Annotated in this window: 33 protein-coding genes, 1 tRNA gene and 1 riboswitch; of the genes, 12 read left to right on the top strand and 22 right to left on the bottom strand. The window is 30.0% G+C overall.

The annotated features are described in order from the left end of the window. The first annotated feature begins 251 nt into the window (after positions 1-251). Both groES and groL read left to right on the top strand, forming a co-directional pair. Positions 252-533 carry a co-chaperone GroES gene (groES, locus tag AB4Y15_RS01725; RefSeq protein ID WP_427338036.1) on the top strand — a complete coding sequence of 94 codons (282 nt, stop codon included), beginning with the start codon at positions 252-254 and terminating at the stop codon, positions 531-533. A gap of 93 nt (positions 534-626) precedes the next feature. Beyond that, positions 627-2198 (top strand): chaperonin GroEL, encoded by a 1572-nt coding sequence (groL, locus tag AB4Y15_RS01720; RefSeq protein ID WP_427338035.1) that lies wholly within the window; start codon positions 627-629, stop codon positions 2196-2198. Here the strand turns inward: groL and AB4Y15_RS01715 are convergent. From AB4Y15_RS01715 to AB4Y15_RS01705, 3 genes are all read right to left on the bottom strand, one after another. After that, the gene (locus AB4Y15_RS01715; protein WP_427338034.1) at positions 2135-2833 is read right to left on the bottom strand and encodes a ComF family protein; all 699 of its coding nucleotides are present in this window, start codon (positions 2831-2833) and stop codon (positions 2135-2137) included. The two genes, groL and AB4Y15_RS01715, sit on opposite strands and share 64 nt — an antisense overlap. Positions 2834-2863: 30 nt before the next feature. Further along, positions 2864-5092: an SF1B family DNA helicase RecD2 gene (gene recD2 / locus AB4Y15_RS01710; protein ID WP_427338033.1), complete on the bottom strand. Its 2229-nt coding sequence runs from the start codon at positions 5090-5092 to the stop codon at positions 2864-2866. A gap of 192 nt (positions 5093-5284) precedes the next feature. Beyond that, positions 5285-5902: a hypothetical protein gene (locus AB4Y15_RS01705; protein WP_427338032.1), complete on the bottom strand. Its 618-nt coding sequence runs from the start codon at positions 5900-5902 to the stop codon at positions 5285-5287. Positions 5903-6115: 213 nt separating this feature from the next. Between AB4Y15_RS01705 and AB4Y15_RS01700 the strand changes: the two genes are divergently transcribed. The 3 genes from AB4Y15_RS01700 (at position 6116) to AB4Y15_RS01690 (ending at position 7753) form a co-directional block, all read left to right on the top strand. Further along, the gene (locus AB4Y15_RS01700) at positions 6116-6304 is read left to right on the top strand and encodes a hypothetical protein (RefSeq protein WP_427338030.1); all 189 of its coding nucleotides are present in this window, start codon (positions 6116-6118) and stop codon (positions 6302-6304) included. Between the two features lie 506 nt (positions 6305-6810). After that, positions 6811-7383: a hypothetical protein gene (locus AB4Y15_RS01695; protein ID WP_427338028.1), complete on the top strand. Its 573-nt coding sequence runs from the start codon at positions 6811-6813 to the stop codon at positions 7381-7383. Positions 7384-7426: 43 nt separating this feature from the next. Further along, positions 7427-7753, top strand: a complete 327-nt coding sequence (locus AB4Y15_RS01690) for a hypothetical protein (protein WP_427338027.1) — start codon at positions 7427-7429, stop codon at positions 7751-7753. A gap of 299 nt (positions 7754-8052) precedes the next feature. Here AB4Y15_RS01690 and AB4Y15_RS01685 read toward each other — a convergent pair whose 3' ends face one another. Genes AB4Y15_RS01685 through AB4Y15_RS01670 form a run of 4 tightly spaced genes read right to left on the bottom strand, consistent with a single transcriptional unit; the run spans position 8053 to position 9362 of the window. Next, complete coding sequence (locus tag AB4Y15_RS01685; protein ID WP_427338152.1) at positions 8053-8328, bottom strand: transposase; 276 nt, start codon at positions 8326-8328, stop codon at positions 8053-8055. Further along, positions 8328-8531: a hypothetical protein gene (locus tag AB4Y15_RS01680; RefSeq protein WP_427338026.1), complete on the bottom strand. Its 204-nt coding sequence runs from the start codon at positions 8529-8531 to the stop codon at positions 8328-8330. The genes AB4Y15_RS01685 and AB4Y15_RS01680 overlap by 1 nt, the downstream gene beginning before the upstream one ends. Positions 8532-8571: 40 nt before the next feature. Then, positions 8572-9153 (bottom strand): transposase, encoded by a 582-nt coding sequence (locus AB4Y15_RS01675; RefSeq protein WP_427338150.1) that lies wholly within the window; start codon positions 9151-9153, stop codon positions 8572-8574. Between the two features lie 41 nt (positions 9154-9194). Continuing rightward, entirely contained in the window at positions 9195-9362 is a 168-nt protein-coding gene (locus AB4Y15_RS01670) for a hypothetical protein (protein ID WP_427338025.1), read from the bottom strand. 774 nt (positions 9363-10136) lie between these two features. On the opposite strand from AB4Y15_RS01670, the gene AB4Y15_RS01665 reads away from it, so the two are divergent. The 3 genes from AB4Y15_RS01665 to AB4Y15_RS01655 are packed head-to-tail and all read left to right on the top strand — an operon-like array spanning position 10137 to position 10906. Beyond that, entirely contained in the window at positions 10137-10274 is a 138-nt protein-coding gene (locus tag AB4Y15_RS01665) for a hypothetical protein (protein WP_427338024.1), read from the top strand. Continuing rightward, positions 10261-10533: a hypothetical protein gene (locus AB4Y15_RS01660; RefSeq protein WP_427338023.1), complete on the top strand. Its 273-nt coding sequence runs from the start codon at positions 10261-10263 to the stop codon at positions 10531-10533. The genes AB4Y15_RS01665 and AB4Y15_RS01660 overlap by 14 nt, the downstream gene beginning before the upstream one ends. Continuing rightward, complete coding sequence (locus AB4Y15_RS01655) at positions 10502-10906, top strand: hypothetical protein (protein WP_427338022.1); 405 nt, start codon at positions 10502-10504, stop codon at positions 10904-10906. The genes AB4Y15_RS01660 and AB4Y15_RS01655 overlap by 32 nt, the downstream gene beginning before the upstream one ends. A gap of 472 nt (positions 10907-11378) precedes the next feature. Here AB4Y15_RS01655 and AB4Y15_RS01650 read toward each other — a convergent pair whose 3' ends face one another. From AB4Y15_RS01650 to AB4Y15_RS01635, 4 genes are all read right to left on the bottom strand, one after another. Next, positions 11379-11441, bottom strand: a complete 63-nt coding sequence (locus AB4Y15_RS01650; RefSeq protein ID WP_427338148.1) for an IS1/IS1595 family N-terminal zinc-binding domain-containing protein — start codon at positions 11439-11441, stop codon at positions 11379-11381. A gap of 134 nt (positions 11442-11575) precedes the next feature. Further along, complete coding sequence (locus tag AB4Y15_RS01645; RefSeq protein ID WP_427338021.1) at positions 11576-11719, bottom strand: YvrJ family protein; 144 nt, start codon at positions 11717-11719, stop codon at positions 11576-11578. Between the two features lie 114 nt (positions 11720-11833). Continuing rightward, on the bottom strand, positions 11834-12055 hold the full coding sequence (locus AB4Y15_RS01640; RefSeq protein WP_427338020.1) for a DUF2922 domain-containing protein: 222 nt from the start codon (positions 12053-12055) through the stop codon (positions 11834-11836). A 37-nt stretch (positions 12056-12092) separates the two neighbouring features. Further along, a complete protein-coding gene (locus tag AB4Y15_RS01635; protein WP_427338019.1) occupies positions 12093-12320 on the bottom strand; it encodes a DUF1659 domain-containing protein in 228 nt (75 codons plus the stop codon). A 125-nt stretch (positions 12321-12445) separates the two neighbouring features. Between AB4Y15_RS01635 and AB4Y15_RS01630 the strand changes: the two genes are divergently transcribed. Further along, entirely contained in the window at positions 12446-12613 is a 168-nt protein-coding gene (locus tag AB4Y15_RS01630; protein ID WP_427338018.1) for a hypothetical protein, read from the top strand. A gap of 40 nt (positions 12614-12653) precedes the next feature. Here AB4Y15_RS01630 and AB4Y15_RS01625 read toward each other — a convergent pair whose 3' ends face one another. From AB4Y15_RS01625 to AB4Y15_RS01575, 11 genes are all read right to left on the bottom strand, one after another. Next, positions 12654-13220 carry an RNA polymerase sigma factor gene (locus tag AB4Y15_RS01625; RefSeq protein ID WP_427338017.1) on the bottom strand — a complete coding sequence of 189 codons (567 nt, stop codon included), beginning with the start codon at positions 13218-13220 and terminating at the stop codon, positions 12654-12656. A gap of 434 nt (positions 13221-13654) precedes the next feature. Beyond that, positions 13655-13981: a hypothetical protein gene (locus AB4Y15_RS01620; RefSeq protein WP_427338016.1), complete on the bottom strand. Its 327-nt coding sequence runs from the start codon at positions 13979-13981 to the stop codon at positions 13655-13657. 50 nt (positions 13982-14031) lie between these two features. Then, entirely contained in the window at positions 14032-14613 is a 582-nt protein-coding gene (gene pyrE / locus AB4Y15_RS01615) for an orotate phosphoribosyltransferase (protein ID WP_427338015.1), read from the bottom strand. A gap of 84 nt (positions 14614-14697) precedes the next feature. After that, complete coding sequence (locus AB4Y15_RS01610; RefSeq protein WP_427338146.1) at positions 14698-15600, bottom strand: dihydroorotate dehydrogenase; 903 nt, start codon at positions 15598-15600, stop codon at positions 14698-14700. After that, positions 15593-16300 (bottom strand): dihydroorotate dehydrogenase electron transfer subunit, encoded by a 708-nt coding sequence (locus AB4Y15_RS01605; RefSeq protein WP_427338014.1) that lies wholly within the window; start codon positions 16298-16300, stop codon positions 15593-15595. Before AB4Y15_RS01605 ends, AB4Y15_RS01610 begins: the two co-directional genes overlap by 8 nt. Beyond that, entirely contained in the window at positions 16288-17145 is an 858-nt protein-coding gene (gene pyrF, locus AB4Y15_RS01600) for an orotidine-5'-phosphate decarboxylase (RefSeq protein ID WP_427338013.1), read from the bottom strand. Before pyrF ends, AB4Y15_RS01605 begins: the two co-directional genes overlap by 13 nt. Further along, positions 17132-18295 (bottom strand): dihydroorotase, encoded by a 1164-nt coding sequence (locus tag AB4Y15_RS01595; protein ID WP_427338012.1) that lies wholly within the window; start codon positions 18293-18295, stop codon positions 17132-17134. Before AB4Y15_RS01595 ends, pyrF begins: the two co-directional genes overlap by 14 nt. A gap of 9 nt (positions 18296-18304) precedes the next feature. Beyond that, positions 18305-18727 carry an aspartate carbamoyltransferase regulatory subunit gene (locus AB4Y15_RS01590; protein WP_427338011.1) on the bottom strand — a complete coding sequence of 141 codons (423 nt, stop codon included), beginning with the start codon at positions 18725-18727 and terminating at the stop codon, positions 18305-18307. Then, positions 18720-19643 carry an aspartate carbamoyltransferase gene (gene pyrB / locus AB4Y15_RS01585; RefSeq protein ID WP_427338010.1) on the bottom strand — a complete coding sequence of 308 codons (924 nt, stop codon included), beginning with the start codon at positions 19641-19643 and terminating at the stop codon, positions 18720-18722. The genes AB4Y15_RS01590 and pyrB overlap by 8 nt, the downstream gene beginning before the upstream one ends. Before the next feature lie 244 nt (positions 19644-19887). Continuing rightward, on the bottom strand, positions 19888-21075 hold the full coding sequence (metK, locus tag AB4Y15_RS01580; RefSeq protein WP_427338009.1) for a methionine adenosyltransferase: 1188 nt from the start codon (positions 21073-21075) through the stop codon (positions 19888-19890). A gap of 254 nt (positions 21076-21329) precedes the next feature. Then, positions 21330-21436: riboswitch (SAM riboswitch) on the bottom strand. Positions 21437-21525: 89 nt separating this feature from the next. After that, positions 21526-21999 (bottom strand): COG2426 family protein, encoded by a 474-nt coding sequence (locus tag AB4Y15_RS01575; RefSeq protein WP_427338008.1) that lies wholly within the window; start codon positions 21997-21999, stop codon positions 21526-21528. Between the two features lie 355 nt (positions 22000-22354). Here AB4Y15_RS01575 and AB4Y15_RS01570 point away from each other — a divergent pair. The 3 genes from AB4Y15_RS01570 to AB4Y15_RS01560 all read left to right on the top strand — a co-directional run bounded on the left by AB4Y15_RS01570 (position 22355) and on the right by AB4Y15_RS01560 (position 26143). Further along, positions 22355-22431, top strand: a tRNA-Pro gene (locus AB4Y15_RS01570). 149 nt (positions 22432-22580) lie between these two features. Next, positions 22581-23291: a tRNA 2-thiocytidine biosynthesis TtcA family protein gene (locus AB4Y15_RS01565; protein WP_427338007.1), complete on the top strand. Its 711-nt coding sequence runs from the start codon at positions 22581-22583 to the stop codon at positions 23289-23291. 32 nt (positions 23292-23323) lie between these two features. Next, complete coding sequence (locus tag AB4Y15_RS01560) at positions 23324-26143, top strand: phosphodiester glycosidase family protein (protein WP_427338006.1); 2820 nt, start codon at positions 23324-23326, stop codon at positions 26141-26143. Positions 26144-26152: the final 9 nt, after the last annotated feature.

The raw sequence follows: 26152 nt of genomic DNA, 5'->3' as shown, positions 1-26152 counted from the left end.
GATTTGTTCCTTTTCTCTGGTAACTGGCGATTTATGTAGTAAATAAACGTAAAATAAAGAAAATAGAATAAATATTAAAATAAATCAATATAATCGTATGTAATCCGGAAAAATAGATATTGAAAGTGTTTGCCTACATAAAAGCTATTTTATAACATATACTTGTAAGCATTAGCACTCAATGTTGGCGAGTGCTAACAATCGGGAAAGCAATATCATTTAATATAAATTATGATAAGGAGGGTTATAAGATGAAAATTAAACCATTAGGCGACAGAGTAGTTATTAAGAAAATCGAGGTTGAAGAAAAGACTAAAAGCGGTATTGTATTGCCAAGTTCAGCTAAAGAGCAGCCTCAAATGGCAGAAGTAATAGCTGTAGGTCCTGGAATTACTAACGATGAGAAGAAAAAAGAAGAATTAAAAGTAGGAGACAAAGTAATATTCTCAAAATATGCTGGTACAGAAGTAAAAGTAGATGGAGAAGAGTACACTATCTTAAAATTAACTGATATTTTAGCAGTAGTTGAATAGGTACTTATATTAGGTATTAGGTACTGGGTACTATGTACTGTATTTTAGAGATATGATGTTTAGTTTAAATATATAAAAAGGAGGTAATTTAAGATGGCTAAGGAAATAAAATTTGGCGAAGAAGCTCGTCGTGCAATGGAAAGAGGTATAAACAAATTAGCTGATACTGTTAAAGTGACTTTAGGACCAAAAGGAAGAAACGTTGTTTTAGATAAAAAATTTGGTTCACCACTTATCACAAATGATGGTGTTACAATAGCTCGTGAAATTGAGTTAAAAGACCCATATGAAAACATGGGAGCTCAATTAGTAAAAGAAGTTGCTACAAAAACTAACGATGTTGCTGGAGACGGTACTACAACAGCTACATTATTAGCTCAAGCAATTATAAGAGAAGGATTAAAAAATGTAGCTGCTGGTGCTAACCCAATGTTAATTAAGAAAGGTATCCAAAAAGCAGTAGATGCTGCAGTAGAAGAACTTAAAGCTTTATCAAAACCTGTTGAAAGCAAAGAAGCTATAGCTCAAGTTGCTTCAATTTCAGCAGCTGACGAAGAAATCGGAAACTTAATCGCTGAAGCTATGGAAAAAGTAGGTAAAGACGGTGTTATTACAGTTGAAGAATCAAAATCAATGGGAACTACATTAGAAGTAGTTGAAGGTATGCAATTTGATAGAGGATATTTATCACCATACATGGTAACTGATGCAGAAAAAATGGAAGCTGTATTAGATGATCCATATATCTTAATTACAGATAAAAAGATATCAAATGTACAAGATTTATTACCAATTTTAGAGCAAATAGTACAACAAGGAAAACAGTTATTAATAATAGCAGAAGATGTAGAAGGAGAAGCTTTAGCTACATTAGTTGTTAACAAATTAAGAGGTACATTCACTTGTGTAGCTGTTAAAGCTCCAGGATTTGGTGATAGAAGAAAAGAAATGTTAAGAGATATTGCTATCTTAACAGGTGGAGAAGTTATTTCAGAAGAATTAGGATATAACTTAAAAGAAGTTACAATTGAAATGTTAGGTAGAGCTAGCAGAGTAAAAGTTGATAAAGAAAATACTACAATTGTAGGTGGAGCAGGTTCAGAAGAGGCTATTAAAGATAGAATTAAGCAAATTAAGCTTCAAATTGAAGAAACAACTTCAGATTTTGATAGAGAAAAATTACAAGAAAGATTAGCTAAATTATCAGGTGGAGTTGCTGTTATCCAAGTTGGTGCAGCTACTGAAACTGAATTAAAAGAGAAGAAATTAAGAATAGAAGATGCTTTAGCTGCAACAAGAGCAGCAGTTGAAGAAGGTATAGTTCCTGGTGGTGGAACTGCATTAATCAATGTAATTCCTGCAGTTGAAAAAGTACTTGAAACTGAAACAGGAGATGTTAAGACAGGTATAAATATAATAAGAAGAGCTTTAGAAGAACCAGTAAGACAAATCGCAGCAAACGCTGGTTTAGAAGGTTCAGTTATAGTTGAAAAAGTTAAATCAAGCGAAAAAGGTATAGGATTTGACGCATTAAATGAAAGATATGTAAATATGATCGAAGCTGGTATAGTAGACCCAACTAAAGTTACAAGATCAGCTCTTCAAAATGCTGCATCAGTAGCAGCAATGGTATTAACTACTGAAGCTGTAGCACCTGTAGTATAAATGTCATCAACTAAAAGTATATTTTTGCTTTTAAAAGCATGATTATTTACAACCTTAAATGCACCCTTTACATTTCTAATTCTCTCTATTTTATCAAGTTTATTTTGTATTTCTGTCTTTTTTATTCTCTTGAAATTTTTTGTATCTAACGGTATCTTCAATGTTTTAGATATATATCGACATAAAAGTTCAGATTGATTAAATCCTCTATACGCTATTTTAGATTTGTGAAGTGGAACTGGTACAATAATATCTATATCTTTTATATCACTTTCTTTAAAGGCTTGTACTAAAATTGGTCCTAAAGCTTTATACATATATGCTTTCCTGCCATATTTATATTTGTATATAACTTCCTTTACAAGTCCTGTATATTCTAATGGTGATATTACCTTCTCAAAATAACGTTTAAACTTAATACAGTCAGGGCATCTATCTGGCAAATATCCAAGTTCTAATGGCTTATCACAAATAGCGCATATATTGCCTTTTACAAAAATAAGTTCATCAAAACATTTTTTACATATATGTCCTTCATCAACAGTTTCATCATGTTTTTCACAAATAAAACATATGCCTTTTTCAGGATAGATAAGCTCTAAAAATGCATTAAAAAGGCTTTCAAATTTACTCATTAGAATTTTCTCCTCATAAATGAGTTGGATTTACCCTTTTTGTATAAATTCTAAAACTTTATGCAATCTTTTATTAAGCCCTGAATATCTTTTTGTAATCCTATTATTATTTATCATCATATATAGAAACCTCTTATTACCTACAAGTACAACTAACTCTTTTGCCCTAGTAATTGCAGTATATAATAGATTTCTTGTCAGAAGCATTGGCGGCCCCCAACATATAGGCATTACAACTACTGGAAACTCACTTCCCTGACTTTTATGAATTGTTATCGCATATGCTAATTTTAATTCATCTAACTGACTAAAACTATAAACTACCTTTTTATTATCATCAAATAAAACAGTCATTTCGCTTTCTTCTTCATCTATATCATATACATACCCAAAATCACCATTGAATACTCCTTCACCTTCTTCATTTGTACCATCATCTTTTATAATTTCCCACTTCATTCTATAGTTATTTTTTATTTGCATGACCTTGTCCCCAACTCTAAAAACACTTTCTCCTACTTTTTTTTCATTCTTAAGTTTATGCCTAGGGTTCAAAATTTCTTGAAGTCTTTCATTTAAAGCATTTACCCCAGTATCTCCTTTTTTCATAGGTGTTAAAACTTGAATATCTTTTACAGGATCATAACCATAGAACTTAGGCAACCTCTCTTTGCAAAGCTCTATTATAGTATCAACTACTTCTTTGTTAGAATCCTTATTAATAAAAAAGAAATCTTTATCCTTTACGTTTAAAAAAGGCATTTCTCCTTTATTTATTCTGTGGGCATTTACTATAATCATACTTTCTTGGGCCTGTCTAAATATCTCATTTAATTTAACCACTTTTACAACCTTACTATCTATTATATCTCTTAATACATTGCCAGGTCCAACTGATGGTAATTGGTCAACATCCCCTACCAATATCAATCTAGTACCTGGCATTATTGCCTTAAGTAAATTATTCATTAAAAGTATGTCTACCATAGAAACTTCATCTATAATTACTACATCTGAATCTATTGGAGTACCCTCATCTCGTGCAAATGCCATTCCTATTTCATCATCTACAAAACTGTACTCTAATAGTCTATGTATAGTTTTTGCTTCCCTTAAAGTAGCTTCACTCATTCTCTTCGCAGCTCTGCCAGTTGGAGCTGCTAATACTACAGACAATCCTTGATTCTCAAACAATTTTATTATGCTATTTATTGTAGTCGTTTTCCCAGTACCAGGACCTCCCGTTATAACTAAAACGCCATTAAAAATTGCTTGTCTTATGGCTTCTTTCTGATTCTTAGCAAATTTTATAGAACTTTCCTGTTCTAATTTATTAATTTCTTCTTCTACATCTATATTAAGCTCCTTTAATTCTGTCAAAGCTAGTTCTATAATTTTCTTGCTTACATTAGCCTCAGCATAATAAAAAGGCATATAGTAAACTCTAATTTCATTATCAACATTTTCAAGCTGAATCTCCTGCTTAAGTGCAAGAGCAGTAATTCCATCCTCTACAAGTTCCCTTTCAACCTCTAACAAACTCTGCGTTTTATCTACAAGTTCCTCTTTTGGTACATATGTATGCCCTTCAGAAGAGAACTCCATCAAAGTAAATTTTATACCTGCAAACACTCTATAATTAGACCTTAAATCTACACCCATACTCCTTGCAATCTTATCTGCCATTTTAAATCCTATACCAAAAATATCCTCTGATAATCTGTATGGGTTTTCTTTTATTTTTGATATTGTTTCGTTTCCATACTTTTTATATATTCTAACTCCATATGTAGGACTTATCCCATATTCCTGTAGAAAAATCATAATGTCTCTAATCTCTCTTTGCTCTGCAAAAGCCTCTGCAATTTTTTGAGCCTTTTTCTTACCAATTCCCTCAATTTCTAGCAATCTATCTGGATTATATTGAAGTATATCTATAGAATTAAATCCGAATTTTTCAACAATTTTTTTCGCAATTTTAGGTCCAATTCCAGGTATTAGACCAGATGAAAGATACTTTTCTATTCCGTTTAATGAAGCAGGAACTACTGCTTGATAAGTATCCACTTTAAACTGCTGTCCATAATTAGAATGATACACCCAGTTTCCTTGAACCCTGATAGTTTCACCAAGATTTATTACAGGCATATAGCCTACTATAGTTACTACATCATCTTCAGTTTCTAATATGGCAACAGTATATCCATTTGATTCATTTTTATAAATTATCTCTTCAATAGTTCCCTGTAGAGTAATCAAAACTTTGCCCTCCGAAATTAATTTATTTAATTGAAGATTTTGTTTTTATTATATCATTTGTATATTATTGGTGTATAGTGTCTCGCTATTCGATTTTCGATATTCGTCATTCATATTTTGTTTTCCATCATACGAAAAGCAAAAAACGAATGACGAATAGCTAAGTTAATTTTACATTTTCCATTTTAAATTTTAAATTTCTTTCGTTCCTTGTCTCTTATAATCTGCTAACTTTCTTAAAATATCCATCAATTGATTCATCAGAAAAACTATATCTCCTTTAGTCGCTGGTTTATTGTATTCGATATAAAAATCGTGATTACTTTCCTTAACTAAACCATATGTTTTTCTATCATATACTCTTTTTACTATTTCGCCATGCCTTATATGTTTATATGCAGTCTTTAAAGTTTGATTAATTCTCACTTTAATATTTCCTTCAAGTATTATATATACTCCAGTTTTTTCTTCTTTTATATCGTCTATAAATTTTAAGTTAAAATATCCAAATGAGCCGTCATTTTTAAATATAGGTTTTCTAACTTTTAATGGTATAAAAATATTTTCGCTGTCGAATGGAATAGGAACTGTATTAGAAATTCCTATAATTTTACCATAGTATTCTCTTGAAGCCATCAAATCAAGGGTATAGAATTTAGCTATATTTTTAAGCACAGTCTTTATACTCTTAAAGATATAATTTTCTTGTGCTTTCAAGGTTATTATCTTAGTACAATTCCCGTGCATATCAATATATATAGGCATTATAGCCATAATTTCATCTTTTAACAATTTTTCAATGTTATCCATTTTTCCCACCCCTTTCATATCAAAATTATATACCGAACATATGTTCGTGTCAAGACAAAATATTTTCTTTCAAATAGAAAAATATTTCAAATTTAATTTCTAAAGGTTGAAATAGTAAATGATAGTTTGTAAGGACTATGAAAACATTATTGACAAATAATAGAAGATGATTTATGATGGAATTAAATAAAAAACAAATAATATAAACAAAAAGTGAACGGAGTTTGTAGGAGAGGATTATTAATTGATAAAATCGAAAACCCAATTCCTGCAAACGTCAATAAAGGTTACTACTACTATTGTATTAAAATGAAATCTCCTTGGGATACACCTACAAATTTCATTTATGCTTTGCTAGATATTGATAATAAAAGGTTATTTATCTTTAAGATAGATACTTAAATCAATAAAGGAAAAAAGCTTATCGTATTAAAGAATAGACAAAAGGATACAACAAAACCATCAATCTGTATCTCATTTCAAATAGAAAAATATTTCAAGTTGAATTTTTAAAGGTTTAAATAGTAAATAGTGGTATATAAGGACTATAAAGACATTATCGACAAATAATAGAATATGGTTTGTAATGAAGTTAAGAACGAAGAGAAGAATATGGAAATACTAACTATAAGAAAATTAGCTGATGAAGACAATGGAGGATTGAGAGGGTAAAAAGTTTAGTAATAATTATATTTATTTAGATACAGGAGGTGAGATTATGGTATACCCAAGAGCACCAAATCCAAAAAGCCTATTAACTCAAATAAATGCTGCCAAGCATATTGGGTAGAGTTAATAGGCTACTTGATGCAATATACGTGAATTTCAATATTCAAATATCATATTCAATAATTTAAAAATTTTTTCAATTAATTAAAGATATCTAAAATATTAAAGGAGGAAGCTTAATGAATAAATTATTTAATAAATTTCGGATTTTATTAATGTTATTAATATTAGTATTAACTTTTGTATCAATCAATAATTCTGCTTCTGCTCAAAGTTACGAAAAAGTAAAACCTATGTCACATATATATTGGATAAATACATATAGAACACATACAGAAACAAAATGGGAACTTGCAAAAAGAAACTATTCGAGTAAGTTGATAACAGAAACCTATCATATGACTAAAAGGGTTATAGCTAAAAATGCTGCTGAAGCAAAGCGAAAAGTAGCTGCAGGAATAGATACAGAAATAGATTATAAAATAGTAAATGTTTCAATATCAGGAGACGGAGAATGGTATAAATCTAAAAGTGGTGAATATGTAACTGAATGGAAAGTTAAATTAGAAATAACAGAAAAATATATTCAATATTATGACTTGTATAAAAAATATAAATACACTTATTATATTGGAGCTTTAGTAAATGAACAAGGAACAGCTTTTGATTATGATTATCACTATGAGTTGAAGAGTAAAACACCTACTGGTGATACTATGCTAAAAAAGAATAATAAAACTGAAGCACCTTAAAATTTAAACTATTTCTTTATGTTTTTATAAAAGGGGTATGATTATGTTTGATAAAATTATGAATATGTTAAATAAAATTGTAAATATTCTTAAAAGAATATTGTTAATAATTTATGTAATAGTAATATACAAAGTAGGAGTTTATCATGTTCCGGTTCGTACAGTTTGGGGACAAAATAATATTTTTGACTTAAGATATGTACCTATATGGGAACTTGTAGATAAAAAACCAATGGGACTTAATGTAGTTAGATATGAATTATGTATTTCAAGAGCAGTCTATCAAATGGGGCTTATTACTTTAATAGCAATTGCATTATATTTTGCTTTAGGAGAAATTTCGAAACTTTTCAAAAACCAAAAATCCTAAATATAATTGATACAGAGGGACAGTTCTAGTGTGTCCAAAAGAAAACACCAGAACCGTCAGACTGTGTGAAAACAAGCGTATAATTCTTTATAATAAAATTAAATTTACAAAAATTCAGTTATTAAATTTAATAAGCATATATTATTTGAACTAGCAGCTATATTTTTGTACTATATGGCTGCTAGTTTGGCTATTATCTTATTTACTCCCAGTATATTTATTACTCTTTTGAAATTATAAGTAAAAAAGGACAGAGATATTTCTGTACTTACAGATTTTATTCCTCTTGTTAAAAGATACTAAGAATCTAAACCCCTTTTAATAGTCCCAAAGGGGTGCTCTACTATCATCTGTCTCTGTTTATATTTTTCTTTGTTTTCTTTAGTTTGTTTATCTATCTCATCAAGTAAATCTTGATGTACCCACCTTATTACTTCTCTACCCTTTTTAGCTTTCGTACATTTGTCTTTAAAAACACATTTTTTACATGCTTCAAAATTACTATATACTTTATATTTTTCTCCTTGGATTTTCCTATATCTTTTACATTCTAGAATTTGTCCTTGAGGGCAAATTATAATGTCTTTTTCTTTATCATAAATAAATTTATCTGGTAATAATCACGTTCACCTGTACCATTTGATATGACTTGCTTCGCAACATAAGGAGTAATACCATTTTTCTTACACTTTTTCAAATCTGTACCTTTATAGTAACCTTTATCCGCTAATACTTCAAGTTCCTCTACTTCTAGTATTTTCTTTGCTTTATTAGACATATTATATAACTGCCCCTGATCTGTAGGATTGTTTATAACATTAATCTATGATTATTTTATGTTTTGAATCTACTGCTGTTTGAACGTTATAACAAACTTCAATTTTATTATTATTTGACATTAATCTAGCATCAGGGTCAGTTGGTGAAATTTCACTTATATCTTCATTTCCCAGTCTTTCTTTATATTCTTCATATATTGATTTTCTAGTCTTTAATTCTTCTATTCTTTTTTGTATTTCTTCTTTAGTAGGTTTTCTGTCACAAGTTTCTCTTTCATCATTCTCTTCTAATGCTTTTATATATTCATTTATTTTTTCTTCTATATATTTTAAATTTCTATCTATTTTCTTTTTATTGTAATTCTTTCGCTTTGAGTTTTGAGCTTTGAATTTTGAGCCGTCTATCGCAACTAGTTCTTTCCCAAATAAATCCCATTCTCTACAAAGCATTGTAAAATGCTTAAAAACCTTTTTTATTGCTTCTTTATTATCTTTCCTAAAATCAGCTATTGTCTTAAAATCTGGTTTTAGATTATTTATTAACCATATTACTTCTAAGTTCCTTGAAGCTTCACTTTCAAGTCTTCTAGATGATCTAATTCTATTCATATATCCATATATATATATACAATTTAAGCAAATCCTTTGGGTTATATCCTGGTCTACCCGTTTTGGCTGGTATAGCTCTTATAAAACCTAGCTCTTTCATATCTAAATTTATCTACATAGGCATCTATGACTCTTACTGGATTATCTTCTGCTATTATTTCATCAAAGCAGATTGGTATCAAATTAAATTGATTTCTATCTTTCCCTGTTATATACCTCATAACATCATCTTTTTTTACTCTATTATACCATTTAATTTTGATTAATTATATCTTCTTTGTTAGTGGTTTTTCACACACTCTGCCGTCCCTTTATATCCCCTTTCAAATAGAAAAATATTTCAAATTTAATTCCTAAAGGTTAAAATAGTAAATAATAGTTTGTAAGGGTTATAAAAACATTATTGATAAATAATAGAAGATGATTTATGATGGAATTAAATAAAAAACAAATAATATAAACAAAAAATGAACGAAGAGAAGAATATGGAAATACTAACTATAGGAGAATTAGCTGATGAAGATCATGGGGGATTGAGAGGGTAAAAGTTTAGTTAATTATATTTATTTAGATACAGGAGGTGAGAGTATGGTATATCCAAGAGCGCCAGATAAAAAAAGCCTACTAACTCAAATAAATACAGGCAAGCATGTTCAGTAGAGTTAATAGGCTACTTATTTAAGTCTTATATTAAATCGGTGTAAATTTCAAGATTTGAATGTCAATTTTGTTCTAAACTTTTGACACTACAAATCTTGTTTAAGGAGGTAAATTTTGAAGTTTAGTTAGTATTATATACTATCAATCTAATAATAATACGATTATACGAAGAGGAATAAAAATAAAAAAAATATTCTGTTTATTTTTAACTTTCACTTTAATTTTTACTAGTATATTACCATCATTTACAGAATCCAAAAAAAATATCCCATAGAATTAATGAATTTGAAAAAGTTAAAAATATTTCATACGAGACTGTAAAAAACACTAAACCTATGAGTAAAGATGAAGTAGAAAAAATATTTTCTGATATGGAAAAAGAATACAGAAGAAAATCAAATTTTTCTTCCATAAAGCCACAAGATATTCAAAAAGCATTAGATATTAGTTCTATAATAAATGGTAAATTATAATAATACTTTAAGTAATTCATCTTTTACTGCACAAAGCACAGATTATTATGAAAAATACTTAAATGATTTACGAAAAGGTAATTTTGTAGAGTCTATACTTGATATTGATGAAGGATTAACAGAAACAGAAATTTATAGAATAGGTGTAACTCATGCCAATGCTGCAAGGGAGGCTGCAATGGCAGAGTTCCCTGATGATGAAATGTTATGTGACTCTTTTCGTCACTTTGTTTGGAATCATGTGCACATCAGATTCTAAATTAGATAAGATTAAAACTAGAACTGCTACTATTAACCATGAATGTGGTATAGTACTTTTACAACCGTTAGAAAACTATTATACAAATACTTACAATGATTATAAAGATAAGGGATATTCTGATTCTTCAGCTGCTCAAGAAGCTTTTGCTGACACAGCAGCATATATTCCTAAATTAAAATATATGACTGTTCAAGCTTGTGAAGATAATTATGATTTCTTTAAAGCTATTTTTACAGCTGCAAATATAATGGATCTACATAATAATTGTTATGGTGGAGCTTATCCTGGGGACTATCCATCTTTAGATTATAAGGAAGCGTACTATTCTTCGAAAAATAAAAAGGGAATGATTATAATCATTCCCTTATAATTATACAAAAACAGTGTTTTTAATAATGATAAGGGAGGAGTATTATGTATTTAATTTTTTTAAGTATATCAATAATTTTAGCTTTAGTAGGTATTATACAATTCTATCCTATTTACCAAGATAATATGTTTCCCTTATTTACAGATGTAACTACATTTTTACTTTTTTTGCCTTCATATTTTATATTGTTTTTTAGTATCTTATTTCAAATAATATATATTATCTTAAATAAAATAAACAAAATAAAAATTGCATGGATGTTTGGTTGTGTGATATATCTGGTTTCAGTATTAAGTATATATACTTTATTTTATAAACATTTTCAAAAACTAAACTTAATAATATTTTTTATCCCATCTATTATAGGAATTATTCATTTTATAATATCAATGTTTATTTACAAACACTCATATAAACATACTTATACTAATTTTGATTAGTAGGATAAATATATTTATGAGTGATAGTAATATCATTTATTTGGAACAAATTGTCTTTTACAATCTTTACATTGATATTTTTGGTTACCTTTTATTTTTTTTAATACATTAAACCCTGTTTATTAAATTATGAAATTTTAAGAGTCTATACTTAAATTATATAAAAAACCTGTGACACAAAGAACGGTTCTAATGTATCCAAAAGAAACAAAAGAACCGTCCTTTTGTATCATTTGATTAAGATTATGGCTTTTGCAAGCTCATTTATACTCTCGGTTAATCTATCTAATTTCCCCTCTATTCTAACCAATAGATATATGGAAACTGCTATAGGAAAACCAAGATTAGCAATTTGAGCATACAAGTCTTCCATATTACACCCCCTTGAAATGCGACTTCGTCGCTTTTAATGTAAAATTTAAAATTGAAAATGTAAAATTAAAGAAAAACACAGAGGGACTGTCCCCCTGTGTCAGCTTTTCATTATCTAAACTACATTTAACTCTTGAACATCTGTAGTAACTATTCTAGCACCAGCTATAGCAACAAGGTCTCCACCTGAAGAACTAAATACATTTTTAAGTATTATCTCATTCATTGCAGCAGATACTTGCTCCTCTGTTAAATCGTCTCTTGGATTATCGATAGAAATAGTTGTCTTTTTGTCTAACTGATTTTTAAAAATCATCTCTAATTTGCTCCTTGCCATCATCCCACCTCCTTCTTGTTAGAATAAATTAAATAGCCTAGATATTTTCTACTAATTCGATTTCGTCAATTCTCCTTATTGATACTACCGGCATCTTCTGTAAATTAGCCAAAGTTTTTGCTACTGAATAGACATCTTCATTTGTTGCTACAGTCTTAACTTTAGAATAAGTTTTAGATTTTACTATCTGCTTTCCTTTTTGATCTACTCCACCATCTAAATTAAGTTTAATTTTTGAATCTTTAGTTACTGCATTTACTGCCATCTTTTCACCTCCCTTCTACCCCTTATATAGAAAAAAGGCTAAAGATTTACTATACATTTTTTAATAATTTTTAGTTGACAAATACAGGAATTAAATGATAAAAATAGAGAAAGGAGGTATAAATAATGAATAAAATAGGTAATATAGAAAGGTTTATTCTGTTAATTTCTTTTTCAGCTTTAGTTTTAATTTATTCTGCTTTTGGACTATTTCAAGCTGATGTTAATCCTCTTTTAAAACTTTTACCATTCCTAGCAATCGGTATTTATGTATTCGTAAAAGAAATAGGCTAACAGCCAAAGCCAATAACTGTTAGCCAATATTTTTTGAAATCTACAACAAATACGCCATTAATCTTTTTATCGCAGAGGTTTTGATATTTACAGCAGTTCTATAGCTTATATTTAGTCTCTTACTTATCTCCTTTAAGGAAATATTTTGAATATAATACATAAAAACTATCTCTTTTTGTCTTTCGGTAAGCTCATCTAAAGCCCTTACCAAGTCTAACACTTCTTCATTTTTTATAACTATTTCGTCTTGTAATAAGTTTTCATCAGCAATGCAGTCCATAAGCTCTAATCTGTCATCTTTTAAGTTTATCGTCTGATTTAATGAAATATGTTCTCTATTCTTCCTACTATTATTTAAATAATGGAACTTCAGCATTGCCTTTACATACCCTAAAAAATGAACCCCTTTATCCTTATCGTAATCTCTTAAAGCTCTTAAGATTATTTCGTAGCCCTCTTGAATTAAATCCTTATACAAGTCTGTCTTGTTGAAATACCTTTTAATAGAAGATAATATTATCGGCTTTAGTTTAAATAGCAGTTTTTCTTTCGCTGTCATATTCCCATTTTTAGCAGCATCAAGCAATTTATTTATTTCACTATACATAAGCTCCCTCCAAATTAGAGGGGCGCCCCTTCTTTATTACCGGCAAGTATATAGTATCTTGATACTGCTTATTTTAAAATTTATAACTAATTCATTTTCATTAAGTGAATTGAATAAGTCCCTCATTCACTATTTGTCTTTCATAGCCCGATAAAAAAGAAAAAGAGAAAGTCGCTAAAGACTTTCTCAAATTTCTAATAAATTTAGTTTTTTTGAAAATCTATGAAAATAAAAGCAAATGCTTGAAGAATTTAGTTAAAAAAACTAGGTGAAAATTTTTTAGAAAATTCGTGGGATTAGCATGGATGCTAATCCAGCTTCCAGAGTCAGGACGACTCATTGGAAGCGTTAGGATTTTCTAAAAATTTGAACCTCTAGTTTTTTCTAAATTCTTCCGCATGAGCGTTATTTTCATAGATATTTCCCTTCATAAATCAATTTATAACTTCTTTTTTATCCTCAATATTAACCAGTATTTCATAATCTAAATTATGGTCTTTATAATCTTTTGAAATTACTTCTATTGCTTTTATTATTTTATCGTTTTCTTCTTTTAGTACAAATATAATATTTTCAAATTCATCCTTTAAAGTATCTAATAAGTATCCTACTTCATCTTCATTTTCCACAAGTACCTTAATAGTTGTATCTCTTTTATCCACATATTTACAAACATAATCAACATATAAATTCTTTATAAACATAACTACTCCATAAACGAAAAATACATATACTATTATAGTGGTTATAAGCATTATCATAATAATCACCCTCTTTTTATAGGGTATATTATTATGATATGAATTTAAACTTATAATGTTACATTTTCTCTGCTTCCTGGTTTTTCAATAGGCAATCCTTTTTTGCAAAGAGGGCAGTCTTCTTTATCATAAGTTTTTATGTCTAACTTTATTGCACTAAATACAGGTAATCCTAAATCCACATTATCCCCTCTCCTGTCTACTACACAAGCTATCCCAATAACCTCTCCACCAAATTTCTCAATTATATCTTTTACCTCTAAACTAGATTTACCAGTAGTTACAACGTCTTCTGTTATCAATATTTTATCCCCTTTATTTATCTTAAAACCTCTTCTAAGCTGCATTACACCATCTTTTCTTTCTGTAAAAATCGCTTCTTTACCTAACTGTCTGCCCATTTCATATGAAACTATTACTCCACCCATTGCAGGTCCTACAACTTTATCTATCTTAAGATCTTTCACCTTATCTACTACTACCTTCAAAACCTTTTCGGCAAAGTCCGGATATCTTAAAACTTTAGCACATTGAACATATTTATCGCTATGTTTACCTGATGATAACAAGAAATGTCCTTCTAATAATGCATCACACTCTTTCAAAATCTTAAGTATTTTTTTCTCCTCCATATATAACCCTCCCAATCTATTGAAAATGTAAAATTGAAAATTAAAAAACTAATTTTACATTTTCCATTTTCAATTTTAAATTTCCTAAATTATCCCCCTAATCTCCTCTATAGACTCAATTTTTTCTTCTTCCATAAATCGCTTAATTCCCTCAAGTATTTCTAGTCCCGCTCTTGGATTTATGAAATTTGCCGTTCCAATTTGTATACATGTAGCACCAGCCATGATAAATTCTATTGCATCTTTCCAATCTGTAATACCGCCCATTCCCATAACAGGTATTGATACATTCTTACAAACCTCATGTACCATCCTTAATGCTATAGGTTTTATTGCAGGTCCAGAAAGTCCAGCATAAATGTTTTTAAACACCGCTCTTTTCTTTCTTATATCTATAGCCATTGCCTTAAATGTATTAACAAGCGATATCCCATCTGCTCCTTCTTCTTCACATACTTTAGCTATTCTTACAATATCCTCTGCATTTGGAGAAAGTTTTACTACTAAAGGAAGTTTAGTAACTTTTCTAATCTCTCTTACAATCTTTCTTGCACTCTCTTCTTTTATTCCAAAAGCCATTCCGCCTTCTTTAACGTTCGGACATGATATGTTTAATTCAATCATATCTACATCTTCATTAGAAACTATTGAAACAGCCTCAATATATTCATCTAACGTTGCTCCTCCAATATTAACTATAGTAATTAAATCTAATTTTCTCAAAAAATCGAGTTCACTTTCGATAAATTCCCTCACTCCAGGGTTTTGAAGCCCAACGCTATTTAATATTCCTGAAGGAGTTTCCCAAATTCTTATTCCGTCATTTCCTTCCCTTTTATTTAAAGTCAATCCTTTAGTACATATTCCGCCTAACTTTTCTATATCATAAATTTCGCTATATTCCCTGCCAAAACCAAAAGTCCCTGAAGCCATTATTATGGGATTTTTGAACTCAACATCTTTAAATTTAACTTTAAGATTACACATCAAATATCACGTCCTCTCCGAAGAAAACAGGTCCGTCCTTGCAAGTTCTCTTATTCCCTGATTTAGTCTTACAAGTACACACTAAACATGCCCCAACTCCACATGCCATCCTCTTTTCGATTGAAACATATACTTTAGTATTATACACTTTCGCCATATCAACAATCTTTTTCATCATAATCTCGGGTCCACAGGTAAATATATAGTCATATTTTTTAAAATCTATTTCATCAGTTATAAAGCCATCCACATTAATGTAGATATTGTCTGCAAACTTTTTGTACTTATCCTCTAATATAGCCTCATTTCTAAAGCCCATGTATATATCAAGTAAGTCCACACCTTCATTTTGACTTAACTTTTTTGCCGCTAAATATAATGGAGCTATACCTATTCCGCCACCTACTAGCGCTATTTTGCCTTTAACCAAAGGAAATCCATTGCCATAAGGCCCTTCTAATCTTATTTCATCTGATGGCTTAAGCGAACTCAAAATACTAGTCCCTTGTCCCTGTACTCTATATAGAAACTCGATATAATCCTTACCTATATCATGAATACTTAAAGGTCTTGAAAGCAAAGGAAATTTATCCCACGCTCTTACCATGTAGAATTGGCCCATTTCTCCTTCAAATCTTCCTTCCACTCTTAAAACGAATATGTCCTTGAGTATACGCTTATTCGAAATTACTCTTGCCACCTTAAAATATCCTCCTTCATTTTTATAACCTGCTTTCTTGCAAGTTCATTAAACTTTAGTCCTTCATCAACACCTTTATGCGCTTTAATTATTCCTCTTGATGAATTTACTACTCCACACATCTTTTCTTTAAAAATCTCCTTTAAGTCTTCTCCTGTACCGCCCTGTGCACCATAACCAGGTATTAGGAAAAACATATTACCGCACATATTTTTTATCTCTAGAAATTCTTTAGGAAAAGTAAGTCCTACAACTCCACCTATCAAACTAAAACCGCTCTTTCCAATAAAACTTTCTCCCCATTTCTGCACATTTTCAGCTACCTTCAAGTAGAGAGGCTTATTATCTACCTCTAACTCCTGAAAGTCCTTCGAACTTTTATTAGAAGTCCTTATCAGCACAAAAATCCCTTTTTCGCCTGTATTAAGGTACTTAAAGTACGGACTTATCGCATCTAGTCCCATATATGGATTTACTGTAATGAAATCAGCTTCAAAATCACCTTCAAAATGTGCTTTTGCATACATTTCAGCAGTAGATAATATATCTCCCCTCTTAATATCCGCTATTACTACTTTCCCCTTTTCCCTTATATATTTAAGTGTTCTACTATATGCCTTTAGCCCTTCTATCCCAAAAGCCTCATAGCATGCAATCTGTACCTTATAACATGCCACTAAATCATAGGTAGCATCTATTATCTTTCTATTAAATTCAAAAATTTTTTCTTCAAGCGTTTTAGTACTGTTTATTAAATATTCAGGTAAATATTCAAACCTAGTATCTAATCCAACACAAACCGGCCCATTTTTCAAAACCTCTTCATATAACTTATCTATTATCATACTTAACGCTCCCTTTCTTAAAAGTCATCTTCACCTTTCCTAAAACTTTTTCCCCATTAAATGGATTATTCTTACCCTTAGATATAAAGTCATTAGTATCTATTTGATATTCTTCGTCTAAATCTACTAATACTAAATTTGCCTCATAACCTTCCTCTATAAGTCCACAATTCAAGTTTAATATTCTAGCAGGATTATAAGACATAAGCTCGGATAATTTGTTTAATGAAATACCATTTTCATAAAACACCTTATATACCATAGAAAATGCCACTTCTATTAAAGAAATTCCAGGAGCTCCATTTCGTTTATCTTCCAGGCTATGAGGTGCATGGTCTGTAGCAATGACATCAATATACCCCTGTTTTATGCCTTCTATTAAGCTCTCTACATCTTCTTTTTTCCTAAAGCTAGGATTTACCCTATAATCTAATTCGTATCCAAATATATGATGTGGGGTTACTTCACAGGTGAATTTAATATTTGCATCTTTGAATTCTTTAATTAAATCTAATGTCTTTTTAAGACTTATATGACATATATGAAGATTTCCGCCTACTTCTTTTAAAAGATTTAAATCTCTTTTTACAATCTCAAATTCTGGCTGACAATGAGTTAGTACTCTAAATTTTAACTTACTTGAAAGTATTAAAGCCTTTTTCATTATTTCTTCACTAAAAATGGTTTTTCCATCATCCGAAAACAGTTTTGTATATTTTAGCATCTCTTCAAAGTCAACTAATTCTTTTCTTTCTAAATTTTTAGTTAATGCAGAAATCTGGATAATATCACATAAATTTAATTTTCTGCTCTTATCGAGTATATACTGCAAGACTAAAGTACTATCACAAACAGGCTTTGTATTTGCCATAGTACAAAGTGTAGTATATCCACCCTTTAATGCTGCTTTCTGTCCGCTTTCTAAATCTTCTTTATATAGATAACCTGGATCTCTTAAATGACAGTGCATATCTACAAACGAGGGTAAAAGTACAAAACCTTTACCCTCTATTATTTCAGTATCTTTCTGTAAACTTATATCTTCATCTGCCTTAAATACTCTTTTAATAAACCCATCCTCTATTAATACCGAACCATGTAAAACTTTTTTCGCATCAACTATCTTTACATTGTTGATAAGGATATTCATTTTTATCACCTACAGAGAAGTTTTCGCATCACAATACTCACACTTGTATTCCTTTGTATTTTCGTCTACCAAAGTAAACTCAACATCTTCAATTTTTTCAATAGTTGTTACACATCTAGGATTTTTACATTTCAGTATTCCCTTTACTGTCTTCGGTAAACTCAATTTTATTTTCTCTTTTATCTTCTCATTTTCTATTATGTTTATTGTTATATTTGGATCTATTAATCCTAAAACTGTTAAATCTAAATCTATTTCATTTTCTATCTTTATTAAATCCTTCTTCCCAAGTTTATTAGAGTGTACGTTTTTAATTAAAGCTACTGTATAATCTGCTTTGTGAAGTCCTAATTCTTTAAATATCTTATATCCACATCCGGCCTTTATATGATCTATCACTATACCTTTTTTTATCGCATCTATATTAAGCATTAATCTCAACCCCCAATAATTTTATAAGTAGCGCCATTCTCACAAACATTCCAAACTTAGCCTGTTTAAAATATACGGCTCTCTTATCATTATCTACTTCCATAGCTATTTCGTTCACTCTTGGAAGTGGATGCATTATTATCATGTCTTCTTTAGCATTCTTTAATTTTTCTATTGTAAGAATGTAGCTATCCTTTAGTCTTAAATATTCTTCTTCACTAATAAATCTCTCACGCTGAACTCTAGTCATATACAGTATGTCTAATTTGTCTATCACTTCTTCTAGATTAGAAGTTTCATAATACTCATGTCCTTTTAATTCGTCCTTAATATATTGGGGAATTTGTAATTCAGGTGGGGATATGAATATAAACTTTATATTTTCATATCTAGATAATGCTTTTACAAGAGAATGAACTGTCCTACCGAATTTTAAGTCGCCACAAAGTCCTATTGTGTGATTAGAAATGCTTTTTTTAAGATGTTTAATAGTGAGAAGATCAGTAAGAGTTTGAGTTGGATGCTGATGTCCTCCATCACCTGCATTTATAACTGGAATGTTTGAATATTTTGAAGCAAGTTTTGGAGCACCTTCTTTAGGATGCCTCATTACGGCTATATCTGCATAACAACCAATAGTTCTAATAGTATCTGCAATACTTTCTCCCTTTGCTACTGAAGTTGATTTTGCTTCTGAAAAGCCGATAACACTTCCACCTAATCTCAACATCGCTGCTTCAAAACTGAATTTAGTTCTTGTAGAAGGTTCATAGAAAAGTGTTGCCAATAATTTTCCTCTACAAACGTCTGAATAAGCCTCTGGCTTTTTAATTATGTCTTCTGCTAGAGTAAATATTTCATCTAGCTCTTCAATAGTAAAATCATTTGGTTCAATTAAGTGTCTTCCTTTAAGCATTTTATCTCCTCCTTTTTAGCCTCACAGGACTATATTAAAGGCAAAATAAAAACCTTCCCCATCGAGACGAGGAAGGCTATAAGCACATTTATAATCAGATAGACATGACTAGCTAAGTCATGCTATATATACACAAACTCCAATATTTCATACCTTCCTAGCCTCTCTGGACTAGGTTAAAGATATTTTGTCTTTTAGATATTTTACTATGAACAATGATATATGTCAAGAATATTTTAATATATTATTCACCTAAACCTTCTTTTCTTAAAATTAAAGCCTTATCTGTTTTCTCCCATGGAAGGTCTATATCTGTTCTTCCAAAATGTCCGTATGCAGCTACCTGTCTGTAAATTGGTCTTCTTAAGTCTAAATCTCTTATGATAGCTGCAGGTCTTAAGTCAAAGTGTTTCTTAACTAATTCTTCAATTTTGCTCTCTTCTATCTTTCCTGTTCCAAATGTATCTACAAATATTGAAACTGGATGAGCAACTCCTATAGCGTATGCAAGTTGAACTTCACATTTATCTGCTAATCCAGCAGCAACTATATTTTTCGCAACATATCTTGCAGCATATGCAGCTGATCTGTCAACTTTAGTAGGATCTTTTCCTGAAAATGCTCCACCACCATGACGAGCATATCCACCATAAGTATCAACAATAATCTTTCTTCCTGTTAAACCAGCATCCCCTTGAGGTCCACCTATTACAAATCTGCCAGTTGGGTTGATGTAATATTTAGTTTCACTATCTAAGTATTCACTTGGTATAACTTTTGTTATTACATGCTCTATCAAATCTCTCTCGATAGTCTTTAAATCTACATCTGGACTATGTTGAGTAGATATAACTATTGTATCTATTCTTACAGGTTTATCGTCATGATATTCAACTGTAACTTGAGTTTTACCATCTGGTCTTAAGTAGTCTAAAGTACCATTCTTTCTAACTTCTGCTAATCTTCTTGCTAATTTGTGTGCTAATGATATTGGAAGTGGCATAAGTTCTGGTGTTTCATTACAAGCAAAACCAAACATTATACCTTGGTCTCCAGCACCAATTAAGTCAAGTTCATCTTTTGCTTCTTCTCTGTGTTCTAATGCTTCATTTACTCCCATAGCAATATCAGGAGATTGTTCATCAATAGAAGTTAAAACTGCACAAGTATCGCAGTCAAAACCGTATTTAGCTCTAGTGTAACCAATATCTTCTATAGTTTTTCTTACGATTTTTGGTATGTCTACATAGCATTTAGTTGTAATCTCTCCTGATACTAAAACTAATCCAGTAGTAACTGACGTTTCACATGCTACCCTAGCTTCTGGGTCGCATTCTAATATAGCGTCAAGTACTGCATCTGAAATTTGGTCGCAGATTTTATCAGGATGTCCTTCAGTAACTGATTCTGAAGTAAATAACCATTTTCTCATCTTCATACCTCCCATGCTAAATGAATTTTAAATTTTAAATTTTAAATTCTAAATTTTAAATATTAAATTCAACATATAAGTATAAACAGAATTCACATGGTTATTATTAGCAATTATTGATTTTTTATGTTGATTTATTAACTAACAATTGCAATAGTTATTAGGCTTCTGACTAATTTTAAATTTTCCTTTACTATTCCCTTTTTTTCTAAAAAAAATCCCCTTCCAAAAGGAAGAGGTAATTTTCTGAGATAACCTCATCTTTCAGAATCTACATTCTGTGGGACTTAGCACCGTGTAACTTTAGTTACCGGTTGCCGGGTTTCACAGGGCCCATTCCCTCCACCACTCTTGATAAGGTATCAAGATTTTTATTAAATTGTTCTCGAAATATAATATCACAGCTTATAAACCAAGTCAACAGTTTTTTTATTCAAAACTTGATTTTATCTACATCAACCCAACAACTTGATTGCTTAAAATAAAAACTATTAATCCAGCTGTAAATACACCTACCACGATTGCTGGAAAAGAATATTTGAAATCTATATTAAATAAAGTCGCTGCTAAACATCCAGTCCAAGCACCAGTAGACGGTAATGGTATTGCTACTAAAAGAAATAACCCTAGAGCACTATATTTTTCAACTTTTTTACTTCTTTTTAAAGTTCTTTGCTTAATCCATTCTACAATTTTGCCGAACATCTTTGTCTTTCCAAAATAATCAAATAAAGGTTTTAACAACTTAAGTAAAAAAGGTACAGGTATTAAATTGCCTATAATACTTAATATTGTACTATATAAAGGTGTAAATCCCATTGCTATTCCAAGTGGTATAGCTCCTCTTAATTCAAAAATAGGTGAAGCAGCAACAAGCATTACAATAAGTTCATCTTTTAAAACTTTTAAAGTTTGCATTAACATACAAATCACTCCATTCTATGTCCGTTATTCTTTTTTAGCATATCAACTATAAACTAATTCTACATCTTATCTAATACCTAGCACCTAATCAAGACGTCCTGTCTTGTAAGATGCTGGCTTAATCTCCTGTTTGGTCTGCAATTTGAACTATATAAGTTATATTATATAATATAAAAAATAAAAGAAAAATATTTTTCTGCAACTCTATATTAGTTATTTGTTTTTAGTAATGATAAGAAATTTGAAGTAATAACAAGAATTAATTAGAATTTACGATATAATTTCAATTAATCGGTTGTTAACAGTATTGCAAGTTAACTCAATATGCTTTAAAATAACATTCGTGATAAGTCAACGGGGTGTGGCGCAGTTTGGTAGCGCACGTGGTTTGGGACCATGGGGCCGGGGGTTCGAGTCCCTCCACCCCGACCAGAAAAAAACAGCTGAGAATATTCTCAGCTGTTTTTTATTTTTTGTAATCCTTTTGTAATCTAAACTTCAACTAAATAGTATATAATAAATATTGCAAACAAATGTATTTAATACAAACATTATACACAAGAAAAAGGAAGGCTGATCACATGAGAAGAATAGTAGGAGCAATAAGAAAAGCAGTAGAAGAATTTAACCTTATAGAAGATGGCGATAGAATTGCCGTTGGAGTTTCAGGTGGAAAAGACAGTTTAACTCTATTATATGGATTAAAAATATTCCAGAGATTTAGCCCAGTAAAATATGAATTAGAAGCAATCACTTTAACTTTAGGTTTTGAAGGTTTTGATTTATCCGAAGTAAAAAAATTCGTAGAAGAAATTAACGTTCCATATACTATAAAAGAAACTCAAATAGGTAAAATTATTTTCGATATTAGAAAAGAAAAAAATCCTTGTTCGCTTTGCGCAAGAATGAGAAGAGGAGCTCTGCACGATCTTATGAAAGAAAAAGGTTTAAATAAACTTGCTCTAGGACATCATGCAGACGATGCCATCGAAACATTATTCTTAAGCATGTTTTATGAAGGAAGAATAAATACTTTTTCACCTAAAACATATATGTCCAGAAAAGATATTACAGTAATTAGGCCTCTTATTTATGTTACAGAGCATCAAATAAAAGGAGCTGTCAAAAGACATAACCTACCTACTGTAGAAAGTCCTTGCCCTGCAAATAGAAATACTAAAAGAGAATATATAAAACAGCTTATGAAAAATGTATATAAAGATATTCCTAAAGCAAGAGATAGGCTTATTACAGCTATCAAAAATAAAGAACAGTTAAATTTATGGTTTTAATAACCAATTACTAAATCCAAAGGGTGATAACTATGAATAGACTTTTCAAAAAAGTAGTTTCATATATAGCTAGTGGAGTAATCATATTTTCAAGCTTATCTATGAGTTTTGCAGACAAGCCAATATTGCTCCATGAAAGAAAAACTGTAGAAAATATTTCAAGTGGCGTCATACATGAACACATTCAAAAATTTACCTCTGACGGCTGGTGGAATATAAATGTTTTAAGAGTAAATTTAAAAGATAAATACACTAGCTTAGATGTTCTTTTTAATAAAGAAGGAATTTCTAAAAGAGAAACTCTATCTAACATGATAAAAAATTCCCAAGCTATTGCTGGTATCAATGGCGATTTTTTCTCAACAGCTAAAGACTCTTTCCCTCTAGGGGTTGTCATATCAAATGGAGAAATGGTTTCATCTCCACCATATCATTGGAATAGACTACCTGTATTTGCGATAGATAAAAATAATTATCCTTTTATATCCTTCTGGAAATGGCAAATTAAAGCAGTTCCAGAAGATGGACAACCTGTTATTCTCTCCGCAATAAACAAATCGAGTGACAAATATGAAGAAGTCATTTTATACGATAAAAACTGGAGTTTAAAAAGTATAGGAAATACTTATTTCGACGATATGATAGAAATAGTTGTTGAAGAAAATACAGTTAAAGAAGTAAGAATTAATCAACCTCCTATAGACATGCCAGAAAATGGATACATACTAACTGGACGTGGAAGAGTTAGAGACATACTCCTTAATAATTTTAAAGTAGGTAAAAAAGTAAAACTTGAAATAAATACTATCCCAAACTACGAAAACATAAAAACAGCTATAGGAAGTGGAACCTTTATTGTTAAAGATGGAAATATTGCAGATTTCACATTAAACATAAAAGGTAAACATCCAAGAACAGCATTAGGAATTAATAAAGACAAAGATGAACTCATTCTTGTAACGATTGATGGTAGAGATACTTCATATAAAGGTGTAGACTTAAATACTTTAGCTGAGATCATGATAGATTTAGGAGCATATGAAGCAGTTAACCTAGACGGCGGTGGCTCTACTACAATGGTATTAAAACCACAATACGAAGAAAATCCTATCGTTGTAAATCGTCCATCAGATGGCAAAGAAAGAAAGATATCAAATGGAATAGGTATATTTAATAATGCTCCAAAGAGAAGTTTAAGCTATATAAAAATATATACTGACGATACAAACATATTTGTTAATACATCTAGAAAATTCTATGTAAGAGGATTTGATAAATACCACAATCCTGTTGATATAGATATTAATAGAGTAAAATTTAATATTTCAGGTATAAAAGGTAAATTTAATAAAAACACCTTAATTCCTAAAGAGTCAGGAAAAGGCAAAGTAATAGCTAAATATAAAAATAAAAAAGCTGAAATTGAAATTAATGTTTTAGATGAAGTAAAGGAATTGCAATTCAATTTTGACAAGTTCCATATAGATGTAAATAGTCAAAAAGATTTAACCGAAATATACGGAAAAAACGATGAAGGTTATACAGCAAAAATAAACCCAAAAGACATTACTTGGACAATATATGGTAATATTGGCAAAGTCGTAGATGGAATATTTTATAGCTCTAAAAAACCAGCTTCTGGCGCTATTACTGCTAAAATCATGAATGCTACCCAAAATATCGAAGTTTCAGTAGGTTACAATGAAATTTTATTAGAGGACTTTGAAAATTTGGATAACTTAAATTTCATAAGCTATCCTCAAGAAGTTAAAGGAAGTATTGAATTAGACAATGAAGATGTATTGAGCAAATTTTCTCTTAAGTTAAATTATGACTTCACAAATTCTGAAAAAACTACAGCAGCATATATAATTCTGGGAGAAAATGGCATTAAATTGGAAAATAAACCTACTAAACTTGGATTATGGTTATACGGTAATGAAAGTAATCATTGGTTTAGAGGTAAGATAATAGACAATAGTGGAAAATCTTATTATATTGATTTTGCAAAAAATATTGATTGGAAAGGCTGGAAGTGGATTACAGCAGATATTCCAAATAACGTTACTTATCCTATAACTTTAGATAGGATTTATATTGTTGAAACTAGTCCTTTTAATAAAGATGAAGGATACATCCTAATAGATGGACTAAAAGCTCTATATTCTACCCCATATAAGACTATGACTCTACCTGCTGAAACACATATAAAAGATAAACTTCAAAAAAGTGAAGAAGTAAGTGAAAATGGCTTTAGTTTCGTAGTTACAAGGGGTATTGATAAAGCAGATACTTTAATTAAACGTCTTATAGCTGGCAAAATAGATGAAAAGATAAATGAAAATCAATTGGGAATAATACTAGGTAAAATGAATAATATCTTCATAGACAAAATAAAAGTACCTTTTGCTGAAGCATCTAATGGATATTCATGCTTTGTAAATAATAATACATTATTTATACAACTTGATGATACTAAAAACGGTCTAAGAACATCAGATGTAAACCAATGGATTTGGTTAAAAGAAATACTAAATAAATCTAATGAAAAGAATATAATTATTTCTTTACCAAAACCTGTATTTGGAGAGTCTGGATTTATTGACAAATTAGAAGCAGAATTATTTCATGAAATATTAACTGAGTATAGGAGTTTAGGTAAAAATATTTTTGTAATCCAAGGAAGTAATAAAACAGATGTAATCCTGAAAGATGGAATACGCTATATTGAAGTAGAAGATATTAATCTAGAAGAAGATATAAACAACTTTTTTAATATTAAATATGTTAGATTTGTGATAAATGGAGATAAAATAGCTTATGAAATATTGCCATTATTTCAAAAAAATTAGAGGGACTTT

The sequence above is a fragment of the Caloranaerobacter longqiensis genome, assembly GCF_050286925.1.
Taxonomy (GTDB): Bacteria; Bacillota; Clostridia; order Tissierellales; family Thermohalobacteraceae; genus Caloranaerobacter.
This window is presented reverse-complemented; position numbering and strand designations above follow the sequence as displayed.

Excerpts from the sequence above, each read along its gene's own strand:
- AB4Y15_RS01610 (WP_427338146.1), bottom strand. The coding sequence starts at position 15,600 with ATGTGTAATCTTAAAGTTAAATTTAAAGATGTTGAGTTCAAAAATCCC.
- AB4Y15_RS01665 (WP_427338024.1), top strand. The coding sequence starts at position 10,137 with ATGAGTAAAGATGAAGTAGAAAAAATATTTTCTGATATGGAAAAAGAA.
- AB4Y15_RS01635 (WP_427338019.1), bottom strand. The coding sequence starts at position 12,320 with ATGGCAGTAAATGCAGTAACTAAAGATTCAAAAATTAAACTTAATTTA.
- AB4Y15_RS01695 (WP_427338028.1), top strand. The coding sequence starts at position 6,811 with ATGAATAAATTATTTAATAAATTTCGGATTTTATTAATGTTATTAATA.
- AB4Y15_RS01690 (WP_427338027.1), top strand. The coding sequence starts at position 7,427 with ATGTTTGATAAAATTATGAATATGTTAAATAAAATTGTAAATATTCTT.
- AB4Y15_RS01625 (WP_427338017.1), bottom strand. The coding sequence starts at position 13,220 with ATGTATAGTGAAATAAATAAATTGCTTGATGCTGCTAAAAATGGGAAT.
- groL (WP_427338035.1), top strand. The coding sequence starts at position 627 with ATGGCTAAGGAAATAAAATTTGGCGAAGAAGCTCGTCGTGCAATGGAA.
- AB4Y15_RS01670 (WP_427338025.1), bottom strand. The coding sequence starts at position 9,362 with ATGAGGTATATAACAGGGAAAGATAGAAATCAATTTAATTTGATACCA.
- AB4Y15_RS01705 (WP_427338032.1), bottom strand. The coding sequence starts at position 5,902 with ATGGATAACATTGAAAAATTGTTAAAAGATGAAATTATGGCTATAATG.
- AB4Y15_RS01620 (WP_427338016.1), bottom strand. The coding sequence starts at position 13,981 with ATGATAATGCTTATAACCACTATAATAGTATATGTATTTTTCGTTTAT.
- AB4Y15_RS01640 (WP_427338020.1), bottom strand. The coding sequence starts at position 12,055 with ATGGCAAGGAGCAAATTAGAGATGATTTTTAAAAATCAGTTAGACAAA.
- AB4Y15_RS01565 (WP_427338007.1), top strand. The coding sequence starts at position 22,581 with ATGAGAAGAATAGTAGGAGCAATAAGAAAAGCAGTAGAAGAATTTAAC.
- AB4Y15_RS01645 (WP_427338021.1), bottom strand. The coding sequence starts at position 11,719 with ATGGAAGACTTGTATGCTCAAATTGCTAATCTTGGTTTTCCTATAGCA.
- AB4Y15_RS01660 (WP_427338023.1), top strand. The coding sequence starts at position 10,261 with ATGGTAAATTATAATAATACTTTAAGTAATTCATCTTTTACTGCACAA.
- AB4Y15_RS01590 (WP_427338011.1), bottom strand. The coding sequence starts at position 18,727 with ATGCTTAATATAGATGCGATAAAAAAAGGTATAGTGATAGATCATATA.
- AB4Y15_RS01595 (WP_427338012.1), bottom strand. The coding sequence starts at position 18,295 with ATGAATATCCTTATCAACAATGTAAAGATAGTTGATGCGAAAAAAGTT.
- AB4Y15_RS01715 (WP_427338034.1), bottom strand. The coding sequence starts at position 2,833 with ATGAGTAAATTTGAAAGCCTTTTTAATGCATTTTTAGAGCTTATCTAT.
- AB4Y15_RS01560 (WP_427338006.1), top strand. The coding sequence starts at position 23,324 with ATGAATAGACTTTTCAAAAAAGTAGTTTCATATATAGCTAGTGGAGTA.
- pyrE (WP_427338015.1), bottom strand. The coding sequence starts at position 14,613 with ATGGAGGAGAAAAAAATACTTAAGATTTTGAAAGAGTGTGATGCATTA.
- AB4Y15_RS01630 (WP_427338018.1), top strand. The coding sequence starts at position 12,446 with ATGAATAAAATAGGTAATATAGAAAGGTTTATTCTGTTAATTTCTTTT.
- pyrF (WP_427338013.1), bottom strand. The coding sequence starts at position 17,145 with ATGATAATAGATAAGTTATATGAAGAGGTTTTGAAAAATGGGCCGGTT.
- AB4Y15_RS01575 (WP_427338008.1), bottom strand. The coding sequence starts at position 21,999 with ATGTTAATGCAAACTTTAAAAGTTTTAAAAGATGAACTTATTGTAATG.
- AB4Y15_RS01680 (WP_427338026.1), bottom strand. The coding sequence starts at position 8,531 with ATGTCTAATAAAGCAAAGAAAATACTAGAAGTAGAGGAACTTGAAGTA.
- pyrB (WP_427338010.1), bottom strand. The coding sequence starts at position 19,643 with ATGCTTAAAGGAAGACACTTAATTGAACCAAATGATTTTACTATTGAA.
- groES (WP_427338036.1), top strand. The coding sequence starts at position 252 with ATGAAAATTAAACCATTAGGCGACAGAGTAGTTATTAAGAAAATCGAG.
- metK (WP_427338009.1), bottom strand. The coding sequence starts at position 21,075 with ATGAGAAAATGGTTATTTACTTCAGAATCAGTTACTGAAGGACATCCT.